Genomic DNA, 16388 nt, shown 5'->3' on the forward strand with positions numbered 1-16388 from the left:
TCACAACCAGCGTGGGAGGTCCGGGAGTTCACCCGTGACACGCAGCTCACGCAGCTCTTGGGTGCCGTCTCGGCCGGTGAGCCAGGAGGCGAGGGCGTACGGCGGTCCGGTGACCGTGACACCTGCGGCCGGTGTGCCGAGTACGACGGTGCCGTGGCCCTCCGCCGCCAGCTCGGCGCCGATGCCCGGCTCGACGCGGGCCGACATCCACCCGGCGACATCGCGTACGAGGGCCCAGGCGAAGGCGGGCGGCAACGCGTCCATGCCCACGCCCACGCGCAGGTCGACCAGGTGGATCCACACCTCGCGGGCCCGCAGCCACGGCACCTCCGCCGCGGGGATCTCACGGCCCTGGCCGCTGACGACGGTGGCCGACCAGGCGCCGGCCGAGAGCGCGTCGGCGGCTTTCCGGAAACGCGCGGCGGACTCCCGTACGTCCGACCGCTGTTCGGCGAGGGAGCGTCCCGCGCCCGCCTCGATGTCCGTGGCGCGCTGGTCCGGCGAGGTGTACATGGGGGTCGGGATGCCTGTCCGGGCCCAGGTCAGCAGGTTGACCAGGGCGTCGGCGTTGCGGGCGAGGTGGGTGAGCAGGTGGCCGCGGGTCCAGCCGGGCAGCGCGGAGGGCTCGGTGACCGCGTCGTCCGGCAACGCGTCGACCGCCTGCCGCAGTCGGCGCTGCCCGTCCTCGACCCATCCGAGAACCCGTTCCGGCTTGCTCACGGCTTGTCCTCGACGACCGTGTTCACGCACTCCCCGACGCCCTCGACCACGGTCCGTACCACCTGGCCCGGCTTCAGGAACACCTTCGGGTCGCGGGCCGCGCCGACCCCGCCCGGGGTACCGGTGAGGACGAGGTCGCCCGGCTCCAGCGTCGTGAACGTGCTGAGGTACGCGGTGATGTCCGCCGGGGTGAACAGCAGGTCGGACGTGCGCGAGCGCTGCATGACCTGCCCGTCGACCTCCAGGCGGATCTCCAGGTCGGCCGCGTCGTCGATCTCGTCGCCGGTCACCAGCCAGGGCCCGGCCGGCGTGCTGGCCTCCCACGCCTTGCCCTGCAGCCACTGCGGGGTACGCCACTGCCAGTCCCGCATGGAGATGTCGTTGACGACGGTGTAGCCGGCGATCGCGGCCGCCGCCTCCTCCTTGGTGGCCCGGCGGCGCAGCTGCGATCCGATGACGAAACCGAGTTCGGCTTCCCAGTCCAGTTCGTCCGTCTCGCCCGGGTGGACGATGTCGTCGCGGGCGCCGAGCAGAACGTTGGCGAACTTGCCGAAGAGAGCGGGGTACGACGGCATCTCGCGGCCCATCTCCGCGATGTGGGCGCGGTAGTTGTGGCCCACACAGAAGATCTTGGCGGGGGTCGTGACGACGGGGGCGAAGTCGAGAGCCGTCACGTCGTGCGCCGGCCCTTCGGCGGCACCCGCGTACGTACGCCAGTCGGGGCGGCGCAACAGGGCGGCGACGTCGGGGGTGCCGGTCTCCACGGCTCGGTCGCCGTCGAGGCGGACGGCGACCGTGCCGTCGGCGGTGCGGATGGTGGCGAGCTTCATGCGGAGGTGCTCCCGGTCGTTTCGGTGCGGGCGAGGTTCAGTGCCTCGTAGAGCGGCGCGTCGTTGAAGGTGAACAGGTCGAGCTGGGTGTCGGCGGCGATGGTCAGGGCGCACCAGGAGGGGACCGCGATCAGGTCGCCGTCGGACACCCCGATCTCGCGGTCGTCGAGGGTGACGGTGCCGCTGCCGCGGAAGACCTGCCAGACGGACGAGCCGACGGTGCGGCGGGTGGCGGTGGTGCTGCCCGGGCGCAGGCGGTGCATTTCGGTGCGCAGGCTGGCGAGGGCGTCGCGGCCGGTGGCGGGGTTGGTGAAGCGGATGCCTGCGTGACCGGGCTCGATGACGCCCGGGTGTCCTTCGTCCGCCAGTTCCAGCTGGGCGGTGAGGGCGTCGTCGGTGTCGGCCCAGCGGTAGGCCATGAGCGGGGAGTCGGGGGTGCTGGGCGCTGCGATCGGGCGCAGGCCCGGGTGGCCCCACAGGCGTTCGTTGCGTGAGCGGGAGGGGGTCGAGCGGTCGGAGACGCCGTCCTCGCCGAACTCGAAGAACCCGGCGTCCAGGCGGTGCACGAGCGGGATGTCGAGGCCGTCCAGCCAGACCATCGGCGCGTCGCCGACGTGGTGGTGGCCGTGCCAGTGCATCGACGGGGTGAGGAGCAGGTCGCCGGGGCGCATTTCGACCGCGTCGCCGTTGACGACCGTCCACACGCCCTCGCCCTCCATGATGAACCGGAAGGCGCCCTGTGAGTGCCGGTGCGCGGGGGCGACCTCGCGCGGGCCGAGGTACTGGATCGCCGCCCACAGGTTGGGAGTCGCGTACGGTCGGCCGGGCAGGCCCGGGTTGGCGAGCGCTATCGCGCGGCGCTCACCGCCGCGTCCGACCGGCACGAGGTCTCCGGCCCTGCGGGCGAGCGGGAGGAGCGTGTCCCACTGCCAGACGTGCGGGACGGCCTCGGGCTGCGGGGTGAGCGGCATGAGGTTGCCGATCTCGGTCCACAGGGGGATGAGCCCTGCGGTTGCAAAGCCGTCGTACAGCTTGCGGAGTTCGGGGTCCGTCTCCTCCGGGGCTATGACGGTGTCACTGGTCATCTGGGGTTCCTTCGGCGTCGAGGCGGCGCGCGATGTCGGCGCGCAGGGCCTTCTTGTCGATCTTTCCGACCTTGGTGGCGGCGAGTTCGGGGACCGTCACCAGCCGGTCCGGGAACTTGAAGCGGGCGGTGCCCGCGTTCTCCATGACGTGGTGGATGTCGTCGAGGGCGACCGTGTGTCCCGGTTCCGGAACGACGTAGAGGCAGACGCGCTCGCCCAGTTGTGCGTCGGGCATCGCCACGGCGGCGGCGCGGGCGACGCCGGGGGTCTGGTAGGCGAAGTTCTCGATCTCCTCGGCGGAGATGTTCTCCCCGCCCCGGATGATCATGTCCTTGTCGCGGCCCTCGACGACCAGGTTGCCGTCGGGCAGCAGGCGCACGATGTCGCCGGTGCGGTACCAGCCGTCCTCGGTGAAGGCGCGGGCGTTCTGCTCCTGGGCGCGGTAGTAGCCGCGCGGTGTGTACGGCCCGCGGGTGAGCAGTACCCCCGGGAGTCCGTCGGGGACCGGGTTGCCCAGTTCGTCGACGACGAGGAGCTCGTCGTCCTCGCACATGGGGCGCCCCTGTGTCGTACAGATGATGTCTTCCGGGTCGTCCAGGCGCGTGTAGTTGAGCAGACCTTCGGCCATCCCGAACACCTGCTGGAGGGTGCAGCCGAGTTCAGGGCGGACTCGGCGGGCGACGTGGTCGGCGAGCCTGGAGCCGCCGACCTGGAGGATCCGCAGTGAGCTCAGGTCGGTCCCCGGGTGTTCCCGGTGGTGGTCCAGCCACCGCTGGGCGATGGCCGGGACCAGAGCCGACGCGGTGACGCGCTCGCGCTCGACGATCGGGAACGCCTTCTCCGGGTTGGGGGAACCCAGCACCACCCGGCCGCCGTTCAGCAGCACGCCCAGCAGGCCGGGGCAGGCGAGCGGGAAGTTGTGTCCGAGGGGCAGCGCGGCGAAGTAGACCGTGTCGGCGCCGAATGCGCAGACCTCGGCGCTGCGGCGGGCGTTGTAGAGGTAGTCGTCGTGGGTGCGGGTGATCAGCTTGGGCAGCCCGGTGGTGCCGCCGGAGAGCAGGAAGACGGCGATCGAGCGGCTGTCCGGCCGGTACGCGTCCACGGCGGCCCGGTCCGCCGGTGTGCCGGGAGCGGCGCACAGCTCGCGCAGGTCCACGGCGTCGTCGCCGACCTTGTCGCCGAGTACGAGGACGTGCCGAAGGGTCGGTGAGCCGTCGGCGACCTCGAAGGCCATCGCCTGGTGGTCGTGGTCCTTGAGGACGCCCGGTACCGCGATGGCCACGGCCTCGCTGTGCTCGACCAGGTAGCCGATCTCGTGTCTGCGGTGTCCCGGCAGTGCCATCACCGGAATCACGCCGAGACGCAGACAGGCGTAGGCGAGGATCACGAACTCGGCGGTGTTGGGCAGCTGCACCACGAGCCGGTCGTCCGGGCGGAGCCCGAGCGCGGCCAGCCGCAGTGCCACGGCGTCCGCCCGCTCGGCGAGTTGCCGGTACGTCAGGCGCCGGTCGCCGTCGACGAGCGCGACCGTGTCGGGAGTGGCGTCGGCGACGGCGTGGAGCCGGTCGCCGATGGCGTGGCCCTCCCAGTAGCCCTTGTCGGCGTAGCGCCTGGCGTACTCCGCGGGCCAGGGCACAGCGCCGTTGCTGCTCGGCCTGGGCATGGTCGTTCTCCTTAGCGGTCCTGTGCGGGTGGAGCGGTGGGGACGATCACGGCGTCCAGCGCGAAGAGTCCGTCGGCGGTGAGCCGCAGCGGGTTGATCTCGATCTCGGCGGTGTCGGGGCTCGCGGCGAGGCAGGCGCCGAGTGCCGAGACGACCCGCCCGAACTCGGCGCGGTCCAGCACGGGCCCGCCGCGCCAGCCGTCGAGCAGGGCGCGGGCGGCCAGGTCGTCGGGCATGCCGGCGGCCTCGGCGGCGGAGAGCGGGGCGAGCCGGATCGCCACGTCGGCGAGCGCCTCGGCGGCTGTGCCGCCCAGCCCGGCGAGGACGACGGGCCCGAACACGGGGTCCCGTCGCGCGCCGAGCACGAGGTCGACGCCGGCCGGGGCCATGGCCTCGACCAGGTAGCGGCGGTCGGGGCCGATGGCGTCCAGGGCCGCGTCGAGTTCGTCGGCGGTGCGCACGCCCAGGTGGACTCCGCCGATCTCCGTCTTGTGGAGGATCGCGGCGTCGAGCACCTTGACCGCGACGGGCCCGCCCAGCAGACGCAGGGCGTGGTGGGCATCGGCGCGCGTGTCGCAGGCGAGGCGGTTCGGGGTGCGGATGCCGAGCGAGGCGAGGAACGTCTTGGCGGCGTCCTCGTCCAGCGGACCGGACGGCACGGCGACGGCCGTCTCCTGCCGCGACCCGTCGGGGGACTTGTCGGTGAGCACGGCACGCTGTCGGGCATGCCCCACCGGGGCCGGTACGGCATTCGTGCCGGAAGCCGGTCCGGTCGGTGCCGGGGTCCCCGCCTTGTGCACGGGCAGGCCGCCGTCCAGCGGACTGGACGGCACGCCGACGGCCGTCTCCTGCCGCGACTTATCGGCTGACCCGTCGATGTGCACAGCCCGCTGCCGGGCATGCGTCACCAGGGCCCGTACGGCATTGGCGGCGGATGCGGGTCCGGTCAGCGCCGGGATCCCCGCCTTGTGCAGCCGTGCCCGCTGTTCGGCGACGTCCTCGGGCAGGCCGCCGACGACCACCACGGCCGGGGAGTCCATGCCGAGTCCGGCGTCCTGGGCGGCCGAGGCGAGGTCGACGCTGTCGGGCTCGGTGAGGGCGTAGACGGCGAGCAGGTCCACCGCCGGATCCGTGGCCGTGGTGGCCAGCACGCGCGCGAAGGTCTCGGCGGGCCGGCCCGTGTCGACCGGGTTGCGCTGGTAGGTGAGCGGGGGCAGCAGTTCGCCGAGCGCCTGCTGTGTGCTCTCGGCCAGCTCCGGCATCCGGATGCCGTCGGCGCCAGCCCGGTCCGCGATCAGCAGCCCCGGCCCGGCCTGGGCCGTGACGATGGCGAGCCCGGGGTCCGGGTGGGGAGGCAGTTGGATGCGGGACAGGGCGGTGAGCGCGTCCACCATCTCCCGTTCGTCGTCCACGACCACGGCCCCGGCCTGCCGCAGCGCGGCCCGCGTCGTACGCCAGGAGGTGGCGAGCGCTCCGGTGTGCGACCGGGCGAAGTCACCGACGTCGCTGCGGCCGACGACCAGGGCCACGACCGGCTTGACGAAAGCCGCCAGCCGTACGGCCTCGACCAGTAGTGGCCCGTCCGGCACCGTCTCCAGATGCAGCGCCACGGCCGTCGTACGGCCGTCCCCCGCGAGGTGGGCCAGGACGTCGGCGGCGGTGACGCCGAGGCCCGCCCCGATGCCGACGCCTAGGCTGATGCCGTTGCCGGCGGCGACCAGGTCGAAGCAGAGCGCGTGGTTGACGCCACCGCTGGCCGCGACCACCGCGATGTCCCCGGCGGGGAGCTGTCCCGCCGCGGGCACGAAGCTGGCCGTCAGGCCGAGGTGGGGGGCGAAGAAGCCGGAGGTGTTCGGTCCGAGCAGCCGGATCCCGGTCTCCTGGGCGACGAGGCGCAGGGCGTCGGCGTGTGCCTCGCCCTCCGGGCCCGCCTCACCGAAACCGCCGGCGCAGACCAGCGCGGCACGGCAGCCGGCGGCGGCCGCGTCGGCCAGTGCGTCGGCGCAGCCGGCCGCGGGTACGCACAGGACGGCCAGGTCGAGCCGTCCGGCGGTGTGGGCGGCTGCTTCGGCGACCGAGGCGTACACGCCCTCGGCGGGCTCCGGTCTCCGTGCGTTGACCAGGGCTCGGGCGCCGGGCAAGGGGGCCAGCGAGCGGGCCATGGCGGCGCCCAGCTTTCCGCTCTGCCGGGAGGCGCCGATCACGACCACGCCTTCGGGTGCGAAGAGCGGCGTCAGGTCGGTGTTCATGCCTGCTCCCCCGCCACCAGGTCGGCGCGCCCGGACAGCAGCAACGTTTCAGCGCGGTCGTCGTCCATCGTGTCCTCCACGATCAGTGCGGGGAGGCCGTGCACCAGCCGGGCCTGTTCGGCGAGCAGCGACCGGGTGAACGGGGTTCCCCCGTGTACGGCGACCAGCTCCGGGGGCGTGTCACCACTCAGGGCGTCGGCCAACTCGTCGTAGATCTTCGGCAGTTGAGCCTCACCGTCCGGTGCGGTGAGCCACAGGCATCCCTCGGAGCGCAGTGCCGTGAGCTCCTGTGAGGTCAGCCGCCGTCCGCTGAACTCCCTGAAGGGGGTGTCCAGGGGATCGCGTCCGTCGTGTGCTGTCCGCCAGTCCCGTACGACCTGGTCGACGAACTCGGGGTCGCGGCGCGCGATCCGTTCCTTGCCGATGCTGCGGGACATGAAATGGAAGGCGAACCGCGTCGGTTCGAACGCGTCGTGGTAGCGCCCGAAGTGCTCCCACCAGGACAGGCTCGGCCGGGCGGAGCCCTGGATCTTCTCCACCGAGGGGCGCCGGGCCGTCTCGTACGCCTCCAGGGCGCTCGGCAGGTCGTCGCGGTGGGTGAGGAGGCTGTCGGCGAGGGCGACGGCGTCCTCCAGGGCCATCTTGGTGCCGGAGCCGACGGAGAAGTGCGCGGTGTGCGCGGCGTCGCCGAGCAGGACGACGTTGCCGCTGTGCCAGCGCCGGGTGCGCCGGGTGCGGAAGTTGCCCCAGCGGGAGTTGTTGACGAGCAGTTCGTGTCCGTCGATCTGTTCGGCGAAGAGCTTCTCCAGGTACGCCTTGCTCTTCTCGTCGCTCGGGCCGGGCGGCTGCGCGGTGTCGAACTCGTCGAGGCCCGCCCTGCGCCAGGACTCCTCGTCCGTCTCGACGATGAAGGTGCTCACGCTGTCGCTGATCGGGTAGCCGTGCACGGCGAACGTGCCGTGCGGGCCGTGCTCGTGTACGAAGGTCAGGCCGTCGAAGAGATAGTCCGTGCCGAACCAGATGAACTTCGCGGTCGCGACCTCCACCTCCGGCACCAGCACGTCGGCGAGCCGGTCGCGCAACCGGGAGTTGGCCCCGTCGGCGGCCACGATCAGGTCGTAGTCGGCCAGCTCGGCCGGATCAGCGGGAATCTCGTGGCTGAACCGGAGCTCGACCCCGACCTCCTCGGCCCTTTGGTGCAGCAGCTGGAGCAGGGTCTTGCGGGTGATGGCGGCCATGCCGTTGCCACCGCACCGGATCCGCTGTCCCTTCAGCCGCACCTCGATGTCGTCCCAGTGCCGGCCGTACTCCGCGAGCGCCGTGCGCAGCACGGGGTCGGCCGCGTGGACGGCGGCCAGGGTCGCGTCCGAGAACACCACGCCGAAGCCGAAGGTGTCCTGCGCGCGGTTGCGTTCGAAGACCGTCACCTCGACCGACGGATCGGCCTGCTTGACGAGCGCCGCGAAGAACAGCCCGCCGGGGCCGCCTCCTACGCAAGCGATCCGATTAACCATGGCTCCTGCCTCCACGTCGAGTACGAGCCCAGACTCAGGCCCGGACGCGTCTCGTGTCAATGGATACACGGGCGTGAATAATTTGTTGCGCTTCGTCGAAGCCGCTTCTCCAGCGGGGACGGGCGTTTCCTCGGTGGGGCGACTCGTCCTCACGACGGCCGTCCCTGTGGCATAGTCGGTTTCGTGAAGCCTCGATCGATCGTCTTCGACCTGTTCGGCGACTACGTCCGCTATCGCGGCGGCGCCGCCCGGCTGCGTACCCTCAGCACGCTGATGGGCTGCTTCGGCGTCGGCGAGAGCACCGTGCGGGTGGTCCTCGCGCGGCTGCGCAAGGAGGACTGGTTCGACGTCCGGCGCGAGGGCAGGGAGACGGTCTACACGCTCAACAAGCGCAGTCTCCAGCTCCTCGACGAGGGCCGCTCACGCATCTTCGACCGCGCCCCCTCCGACTGGGACCGGCACTGGCACATGGTCATCTACTCGGTCCCCGAGACCGAGCGCGGTGTACGCGACCGCATCCGCAAGGAGCTGGCCTGGCTGGGCTTCGGCCCCCTGGCCCCGTCCACCTACGTCTCCCCGCACGACCGGCTCCAGCAGGTCCGGGAGAAGTTCGCGGACGAGCCGGCCGTACGCCTGGACACCCTGCGCTGCCAGTCGGGCGGCCTGCCCGTCGACCGCGAGATGGCGGCACGCGGCTGGGACCTCGCCGCCCTCAACGAGGACTACCGGGAACTGCTGCGCACCTACCGCAGCCGGATGCCGTCATACCGGGCCGGGCACCTCAGCCCCCAGGAGGCGATGGTCGAGCGCATGCGGCTGACCTACGACTACCGCAAGTTCCCCTTCCGCGACCCGGACCTGCCGACCGATCTCCTTCCCGCGGGCTGGGTGGGCCACGAGGCGCACCAGATGTTCCTGGAGGCCCACGAGGTCCTCGGCCCCTCCGCCGAGTCCTACTACGACGAGGTGGCCGGCCCGCGTCCTGTCGCGTAGGGCCTGTCCGGCGGGTCAGGCCGGAGGAAAGCAGCGGCGCCTTATCGGCGCACGTGATCGGGGCTGGTGCGCCACCTGCAAGGCGGAGGACGGCGTCGACGCGGTGGGGGTCCCCCCGCGCAAGGTTGTTCGAGCGTGGCGGAGTCGGCAACCGACGACAACGCCGCAGGTGGACGTGGAATGCCCCGCGTCTCCGGCATGATCCGCCGGACTGGCCCCTGGGGCTCTAGGCCAGGTGCCCCAGCTCGTGCGAGGCCGCGGCCACGGTGTCGCGCAGCTCGCGGGTCACCTCGGCGAGGTGGTCCGGTGTGCCCAGGCTCTCGGGCAGGACGACGGAGACAGCGAGCGGCAGCGGGTCGCCTGCCGCGAAGACGGGCGCGGCAACCGAGATGATGCCCGGGATCACGCCGCTGTGCGTCACGACGTGTCCGTCATCGCGAATCTGCGCCCGGGTGGCGGCGAGGCGCTCGCTCGTCCACTCCTCCTCCCTGCCGCGCAGCTCTCCGCCCAGCACCTCGTCCGTGAGGCTCTCGGGCAGGTGGGCCAGGAAGACCTGGCCCACGGAGGATGTGAGCAGGGGAAGCGTGGCGCCGACGCGCACCGTCAGGGGCAGCGGGCGGGTGCCGTACGCCCAGCTCACCACGATGGGGCCACGGTCGCCCCAGACCGCGAGGTTCACGGAGTGGCCCGTGCGGTCGCGGAGCTGTACCGCGTGGCCGCTCACCACCGCCACCTCGTTGGTGCGGCGCAGCGACTCGGCGCCCATACGGCGCATCGCGGCCCCGAAGTCGTACAGGCCCGAGGCGGGATCCTGTGAGGTCAGACCGATGCGGCCGAGGCTGACGAGGTAGCGGTGCACCTTGCTGGGCTGCATACCGCTCGCCTGCGCGATCGCCGACAGGCTCAGCGCGCCGCCGCCGCTCTCCAGCGCCAACAGGACTTTCATCGCCATCTCGACGGACTGGATGCCCTGCCGCTCCCCGTTCTCCCTGGGGTCAGTCGTGGTCACTGCGCAGCCTTCTCCCCTGCCGGTGCAAGAACGCGGTCAGCCTATCGAGGCGGCCGATACAACAGATCTTACATTCACTATTGCGGAACGCGTTACGTTCTGGTGAACTGCGGGAGCGGTGACGGGGTCGCCCTTCCCCGACTGCCCCCGGCACACCGGCGGCCCGTTTCGCAGCCGCCCGGAGCCACTCCCGCTTCGGCGCACACACCCGCGCATCACATCCGCCCCGGCCCCTCACACCGAGCCGGGCGCCGCCGTACCCCGCCTGCATACGGGACCTGGAACGCAGAACGAAGCCCGCGTACGAGATCCCGCGTACGAGATCCCCGAGGAGAACTCCGCAATGAAGCTGATCGGCCTCGAAGAACACTTCGTGACCCCCGACCTGGTGGGCCACGGCACCTCCACCGCCTCCATCGCCCAGCCCCATGCGTGGGCCGAGGCCTCCCGGCGGCTCCTCGACCTCACCGAGGAACGCCTCGACGGCATGGACGCCGCCGGCCTGGACATGCAGGTGCTCTCACTCAACTCCCCCGGCCTCCAGGCGGAGATGGACCCGCAGGCCGCCGTACGCCAGGCGATCACCGTCAACGACTTCCTCACCGGCGTCATCGCCGAGCACCCCGACCGCTTCTCCGGCTTCGCGGCCCTGCCCCTACAGGACCCCGAGGCCGCCGCCGACGAACTGGAACGCGCGGTCACCCAGCTCGGTCTGCGCGGCGCCCTCGTCAACGCGCACACCCACGGCAGGTACCTGGACGACCCCGCCCTGCGCGTCGTCTGGGAGCGCGCCGAGCACCTCGACGTACCGCTCTATCTGCACCCGGCCAACGGCGTCGACACCGCCCACGTGCTCTCCGGCCACCCCGAACTCGTCGGACCGATGTGGAGCTGGGGAATCGACACCGCCACCCACGCCCTGCGCCTCATCTTCGGCGGGGTCTTCGACGACTTCCCGAACGCCAAGCTGCTCCTCGGCCACATGGGAGAAGGGCTGCCGTACGTGATGTGGCGCATGGACTCCCGCTGGGAGTTCCACGCGCACCACGGCATCGAGCTCAAGCGGGGGCGCCCCTCGGAGTACATCCGGCACAACCTCTACATCACCACCAGCGGCGTCTGCTCCCCCGCCCCGCTGCTCACCGCCCTGCTCTCGATGGGCGCCGACCACATACTCTTCGGCACCGACTACCCCTTCGAGGACATCGAGACGGCCACGACGTTCCTGCGGAACGCCCCGATCAGCGACGCCGACCGGCTCAAGATCGGCCACCAGAACGCCGAGAAGCTCCTCGGCCTCACCACCACGCCCGCGCTCGCGGGTGTCTGAGCGGAGGGGAACGCACGTGTACGACGTCGCCGTCATCGGGTACGGGCCCGTCGGCATGGCCACCGCGGCGCTGCTCGGTCAGGCAGGCCACGACGTGGTCGTGCTGGAGCGCTACCCGACCCTCTACAACCTTCCGCGCGCCGCCATCTTCGACGACGAGACGATGCGGACCTTCGACCGCCTCGGCATCTCCCGCGATCTGCTGCCCACCCTGCACGTCCAGCGGAACTACGAGTGGCGCAACGGCGCGGGCGAGCTCCTCATCGAGCACGACTTCGCCGCCGTCGGCGGCCAGGGCTGGGCGGAGTGGTACATGATGTACCAGCCCTACCTGGAGGACACCCTCGACAGCCTGGTCCGCGGCCTCGAGAACGTCGAGATCCGCATGGACTCCCGAGTCGACGGCCTGCGAAACACGCACCACGGCGTGGACATCCAGGTCGAGGGAAGCGACACGGCCGTCTCGGCCCGGTACGTCGTCGCCTGCGACGGCGGCAACAGCTTCACCCGCACCTGGCTCGGCACCGGGCAGGACGACTACGGGTTCTCCGAGCCGTGGATGGTCTGCGACTTCCGCCTGACCGGCCCCACGGACATTCCCAAGGCCCGTCAGGTATGCGACCCGAAGCAGCCGGTGTCGATCATCTCCCTGGGCCCCCGGCACCACCGGTTCAGCTTCATGCTCGACTCGGCGGACTCCTTCCCCGTCGAGCGGGAGCCCGACCGGGTGTGGACACGGGTCGCCGACCACGTCGGCCGCTCGCAGGCCGAACTCGTCCGCGTCGCCACGTACACGTTCCGCTCGCTCGTCGCGGAGCGCTGGCGCAGCGGCCGGGTCCTGCTCGCCGGGGACGCGGCCCATCAGATGCCGCCGTTCCTCGGACAGGGCATGTGCTCGGGCATCCGCGACGCCCAGAACATCGCCTTCAAGCTCGACGCCGTACTACGCGGCGCCGACGACGCACTCCTGGACACCTACCAGAGCGAACGCGAGCCGCATGTGCGGGCCATCATCGCCAAGGGCATCGAGCTGGGCCGGGTTCAGACCATGCGCGATCCGGTGGCCGCCGCCGAGCGGGACGCCCGCCTGATCGCACTGCGCGAGGCCGACGGGCGCCCCGAGAAGATGCGCTTCCCGGGCCTCGGCCCCGGCCTGCGCGACGAGTCCCCGCAAGCCGGGCACCTGATGCCGCAGGGCCGGGTGGAGTCGCACGGCGCCGAAGGGCTCTTCGACGAGGTCGTCGGACGCGGATTCGTGCTCCTCGTGGACGGCCGGGCCGGTACCTCGCTGGACGCCACGACCACGGAAGCGGCCGCCCGTCTCGGCGTGGCCGTCCACCACGTCACCGACCGCCGCCTCACCACGGAGGGGATCACCGACGTCGGCGGCGTCTACGGACGCTGGTTCGACGAGACCGGCCGCGCAGCCGTGCTGTGGCGGCCCGACTTCTACATCCTCGGCACCGCGGGCGTCATCTCGGACGTCCCGGCACTTGTGACCACACTCGCCTCTGCAGTCGAGCCGGCACAGGCTCCTGCCACAGCTGGAGAAGGGATCCGGCCATGACGACACAGTCCGCCGTCCGTCCGCAGGTCCGCGGAGTGTCCGCGAGCACGTTCATGCTGATCGCCGCCTGGGTGGTGGCGTCCCTGGAGGGCTACGACCTCGCCGTGTACGGCGTCAGCGTCCCCGCGATCCTCGGCGACCCCTCGCTCGGCATCGACAAGGCCGAGGCCGGCACCATCGGCTCCCTCGTCGGCATCGGGATGCTGGTCGGCGCCGCCCTGGCCGGAGCCCTGCTCCACCGCACCGGCCCCCGCCGGCTCCTGCTCGTCGGCACCACCGTGTTCTCGCTCGGCATGGCGGTCTGCACGTTCGCCGGTGGCGTCCCGTCCTTCGGGGCCGGACGCCTGATCGTCGGCCTCGGCCTCGGCGTCGTACTGCCGACGATCAACGCCTACGTCGCCGACCTCAGCGAGCCGGGCCGCCGCAGCCGCAACGTGGCCCTGATCATGAGCGGCTACGCGGCCGGCGCCCTGCTCTCCCCGCTGCTCGGCACCGCCCTGCTCCCCGACGTGTCGTACCGCTGGCTGTACGTGATCGGCGTGCTCCCCGTGTTCCTGGCCATACCGCTCGTGCTCCGGCTCCCGGAGAGCCCGTTCCACCTCAACCGCACGGGCCGCACCACCGAGGCGAGAGCGGTGGAGGAGCAGCACGGCCTCGCCCCGGCGGACGCCGCGCCGACCTCGGACCCGGGCCGCATGCTCGGCCTCGGATCGCTGCTCACGGGCGGCCTCGCGGTCTCGACCCTGCTCTTCTGGGCCATGTCCTTCTGCGGACTCCTGCTCGTCTTCGGCATCAGCACCTGGCTGCCCAGCATCATGCAGGCCGCCGGCTTCTCCCTCGGCTCGGCACTGCTGCAGACGGCGGCGATGTGGCTGGGCGTCGGTGTCGGTGCCATCGTCGGCGGCCGGGTCGCCGACGCGCTCGGCGCCAAGCGTGTGGTGGTCGTCGCGTTCCTGATCGGCACGGTGAGCCTGATCGCGATGAGCACCCGCCCGCCGACGCCCGTCATGTTCGTGCTCATGTTCATCAGCGGGTTCGGGTTCATCGGTTCGCAGATCCTCGGCAACGCGTTCATCGTGACCAGGTACCCGGACGCCGTGCGCGGCAACGGCCTCGCCTGGGCCCTGTCCATCGGCCGCTTCGGCGCGATCGCCGGCCCGTCCCTGGGCGCGTTCGTCCTCACCTCGGGCGCCGACGTCAAGTGGGCCTTCTACGCCTTCGCCGTCCCCGCGCTCGTCGGGGCGTTCGCGGCGGGTGCCGTGCCCCGGGCGCGAGAGGTCAAGGCATGACCCTCACCGCTTCGCCGGTCGTCTACGAGTCCTGGGGCCAGCGGGTCGTCTTCGGCTCGGGCACGGTACGCGAGGACGTGGCGGCCGCGGTCGCGGGGCTCGGCGCCAGCCGGGTCCTGGTGATCGCGGCCGACGGGGAGCGGGCCCTGGCCGAGGACATCTGCAAGGACATCCCGGTCGCCGCGGTCTTCGGCGGCGTCCGGCCGCACGTGCCGGCCGAGGTGGCGCGGGCCGTGCGGGCCGCGGCCCACGAGCACGCGGCCGACCTGCTGCTGAGCGTCGGCGGAGGGTCGACGACGGGCACCGCCAAGGCGGCGGCGCTCACCACCGGGCTGCCGATCCTCGCCGTCCCCACGACATACGCCGGCTCCGAGGCCACCCCCGTCTGGGGCCTCACCGAGGACGGCCACAAGCGCACCGGCGTCGACCCGAAGGTGCTGCCCCGGGTCGTCGTGTACGACGCCACACTCATGTTGTCGCTGCCGCCGAGGCTGTCGGTGACGTCCGGCCTCAACGCCCTCGCCCACTGCGTCGACGCGTGGTGGGCGCCCCGGCACAATCCGATCAGCTCCGCGCTGGCCGTCGAGGGCGTCCGCTCGCTGGCATCCGCACTGCCGCGCATCGTCGCCGACGGCCAGGACGTCGCGGCCCGCCGCGAGATCCTCTTCGGCACCTATCTCGGCGCGGTCGCTTTCGCGGGAGCCGGTTCCGGGCTTCACCACAAGGTGTGTCACGTCCTCGGCGGCGCGTATGACCTCGAACACGCCGCCCTCCACTCGGTGATGCTGCCGCATGCCGTCGGCCTCAACCTCCCCGCGGCACCCCAAGCTGCCCGCTACCTCGCAGCGGCGCTCGACGAACGCACCGACCCCTTCGGCGCGTTGCTCGCCCTCTACGCACAGCTCGACCCCCCGTCCTCGCTGCGCGAGCTGGGACTCGCCGAGGAGGAACTCGAACGGGCCGCCGACCTGGTCATGGCCCAAGTGCCGGACTCCAACCCGCGCCGGGTCACCCGCGACGAGACGCGCGAGCTGCTGGACCGCGCGTATCGGGGCGACATCCCGGTGCAGGTGCCGGTCACCTCCCTCAGTACGAAAGAGCAAGGCTGATGACCGAGACACCCGAGATACCTGAAATACCTCATGCGACTGAACAAGAACTCACCGACCAGGTCGTCGCGAGCTTCGACACCGCGAAGGACGAACGGTTCCGCGAGGTCATGCAGGCGCTCGTGCGGCACGCCCACGCGTTCGTGCGCGAGACCCGGCTCACCGAAGCCGAATGGGGTGCGGCGATCGAGTTCCTGACCGCGTCCGGTCACATCACGACCGACACCCGCCAGGAGTTCGTCCTCCTGTCCGATGTCCTCGGCATCTCCATGCTCACCGTCGCGGTGAACGAACCGGGCCTCGGCGAATCCACGGAGTCCACGGTCCTCGGCCCCTTCTTCGTCCAGGACTCCCCCGAGATCGAACTCGGCGGCGACATCGCGGGCGGCGCGAAGGGTGAGCCGTCGTGGGTCGACGGCACGGTCACGGACACGGACGGCAAACCGGTTCCCGGGGCCCGCATCGAGGTGTGGGAGGCCGACGACGAAGGCATGTACGACGTCCAGTACGACAACGGTGCCCTTGCCGGACGTGCGCACCTGTTCGCCGACTCCGAGGGCGGCTACCGGTTCTGGGCGCTCACGCCCACGCCGTACCCGATCCCCGACGACGGCCCCGTCGGCCTGCTCCTCCAGCACGCCGGCCGCTCACCGATGCGGGCCTCGCACCTCCACTTCAAGGTGACGGCACCCGGCTTCCACCCGCTCATCACGCACATCTTCGTCGCGGGCGATCCCGGTCTGGACAGCGACTCGGTGTTCGGCGTGAAGGAGTCCCTCATCCGCCCCTTCGACCGCCACTTGGCGGGAACGCCGACTCCGGACAGCCGCCGGTGGGAAGGGTCGTGGACGTCGGCAAGCTTCGACATCGTCCTCAGAAGGAAGTAGGGCCTGTCAGAGACCCAGGGACAGCCCCAAACCAAAGATCAATGTGCCATCGTCCGCGACTGTAGATAGGCCTTCAGGAAGTCCGACGGCGTCCGCTCAGCAGCACGGTCGCCGGGCGGGCGGTCGCCCTCCCAGACCGCCGG

The 16388-nt window shown here is 71.6% G+C and carries 13 protein-coding genes; 6 read left to right on the forward strand and 7 right to left on the reverse strand.

The window, feature by feature from the left end:
* Genes ACWBNA_RS23760 through ACWBNA_RS23785 form a run of 6 tightly spaced genes read right to left on the reverse strand, consistent with a single transcriptional unit; the run spans position 1 to position 8061 of the window.
* The gene (locus ACWBNA_RS23760; RefSeq protein ID WP_482706517.1) at positions 1-720 is read right to left on the reverse strand and encodes a maleylpyruvate isomerase family mycothiol-dependent enzyme; all 720 of its coding nucleotides are present in this window, start codon (positions 718-720) and stop codon (positions 1-3) included.
* Complete coding sequence (locus ACWBNA_RS23765; protein ID WP_482706519.1) at positions 717-1550, reverse strand: fumarylacetoacetate hydrolase family protein; 834 nt, start codon at positions 1548-1550, stop codon at positions 717-719. Before ACWBNA_RS23765 ends, ACWBNA_RS23760 begins: the two co-directional genes overlap by 4 nt.
* Positions 1547-2635 carry a cupin domain-containing protein gene (locus tag ACWBNA_RS23770; protein WP_482706520.1) on the reverse strand — a complete coding sequence of 363 codons (1089 nt, stop codon included), beginning with the start codon at positions 2633-2635 and terminating at the stop codon, positions 1547-1549. The genes ACWBNA_RS23765 and ACWBNA_RS23770 overlap by 4 nt, the downstream gene beginning before the upstream one ends.
* Complete coding sequence (locus tag ACWBNA_RS23775) at positions 2625-4298, reverse strand: (2,3-dihydroxybenzoyl)adenylate synthase (RefSeq protein ID WP_482706521.1); 1674 nt, start codon at positions 4296-4298, stop codon at positions 2625-2627. The genes ACWBNA_RS23770 and ACWBNA_RS23775 overlap by 11 nt, the downstream gene beginning before the upstream one ends.
* Before the next feature lie 11 nt (positions 4299-4309).
* Complete coding sequence (locus tag ACWBNA_RS23780; RefSeq protein ID WP_482706522.1) at positions 4310-6547, reverse strand: acetate--CoA ligase family protein; 2238 nt, start codon at positions 6545-6547, stop codon at positions 4310-4312.
* A complete protein-coding gene (locus ACWBNA_RS23785) occupies positions 6544-8061 on the reverse strand; it encodes an FAD-dependent monooxygenase (protein WP_482706524.1) in 1518 nt (505 codons plus the stop codon). Before ACWBNA_RS23785 ends, ACWBNA_RS23780 begins: the two co-directional genes overlap by 4 nt.
* A gap of 183 nt (positions 8062-8244) precedes the next feature.
* Between ACWBNA_RS23785 and ACWBNA_RS23790 the strand changes: the two genes are divergently transcribed.
* On the forward strand, positions 8245-9054 hold the full coding sequence (locus ACWBNA_RS23790) for a PaaX family transcriptional regulator (protein WP_482706525.1): 810 nt from the start codon (positions 8245-8247) through the stop codon (positions 9052-9054).
* A gap of 226 nt (positions 9055-9280) precedes the next feature.
* Here the strand turns inward: ACWBNA_RS23790 and ACWBNA_RS23795 are convergent, their stop codons facing one another.
* Positions 9281-10063 carry an IclR family transcriptional regulator gene (locus ACWBNA_RS23795; RefSeq protein WP_482706526.1) on the reverse strand — a complete coding sequence of 261 codons (783 nt, stop codon included), beginning with the start codon at positions 10061-10063 and terminating at the stop codon, positions 9281-9283.
* Between the two features lie 343 nt (positions 10064-10406).
* Here ACWBNA_RS23795 and ACWBNA_RS23800 point away from each other — a divergent pair, with 343 nt between their 5' ends.
* Genes ACWBNA_RS23800 through ACWBNA_RS23820 form a run of 5 tightly spaced genes read left to right on the forward strand, consistent with a single transcriptional unit; the run spans position 10407 to position 16245 of the window.
* Entirely contained in the window at positions 10407-11393 is a 987-nt protein-coding gene (locus ACWBNA_RS23800) for an amidohydrolase family protein (RefSeq protein WP_482706527.1), read from the forward strand.
* 16 nt (positions 11394-11409) lie between these two features.
* The gene (locus ACWBNA_RS23805; protein WP_482706528.1) at positions 11410-12960 is read left to right on the forward strand and encodes a bifunctional 3-(3-hydroxy-phenyl)propionate/3-hydroxycinnamic acid hydroxylase; all 1551 of its coding nucleotides are present in this window, start codon (positions 11410-11412) and stop codon (positions 12958-12960) included.
* A complete protein-coding gene (locus ACWBNA_RS23810; RefSeq protein WP_482706529.1) occupies positions 12957-14249 on the forward strand; it encodes an MFS transporter in 1293 nt (430 codons plus the stop codon). Before ACWBNA_RS23805 ends, ACWBNA_RS23810 begins: the two co-directional genes overlap by 4 nt.
* Positions 14246-15358 (forward strand): maleylacetate reductase, encoded by a 1113-nt coding sequence (locus tag ACWBNA_RS23815; RefSeq protein ID WP_482706530.1) that lies wholly within the window; start codon positions 14246-14248, stop codon positions 15356-15358. The genes ACWBNA_RS23810 and ACWBNA_RS23815 overlap by 4 nt, the downstream gene beginning before the upstream one ends.
* Positions 15358-16245 carry a dioxygenase family protein gene (locus tag ACWBNA_RS23820; RefSeq protein WP_482706531.1) on the forward strand — a complete coding sequence of 296 codons (888 nt, stop codon included), beginning with the start codon at positions 15358-15360 and terminating at the stop codon, positions 16243-16245. The genes ACWBNA_RS23815 and ACWBNA_RS23820 overlap by 1 nt, the downstream gene beginning before the upstream one ends.
* Positions 16246-16388: the final 143 nt, after the last annotated feature.

Source organism: Streptomyces sp. Q2 (genome assembly GCF_056820935.1).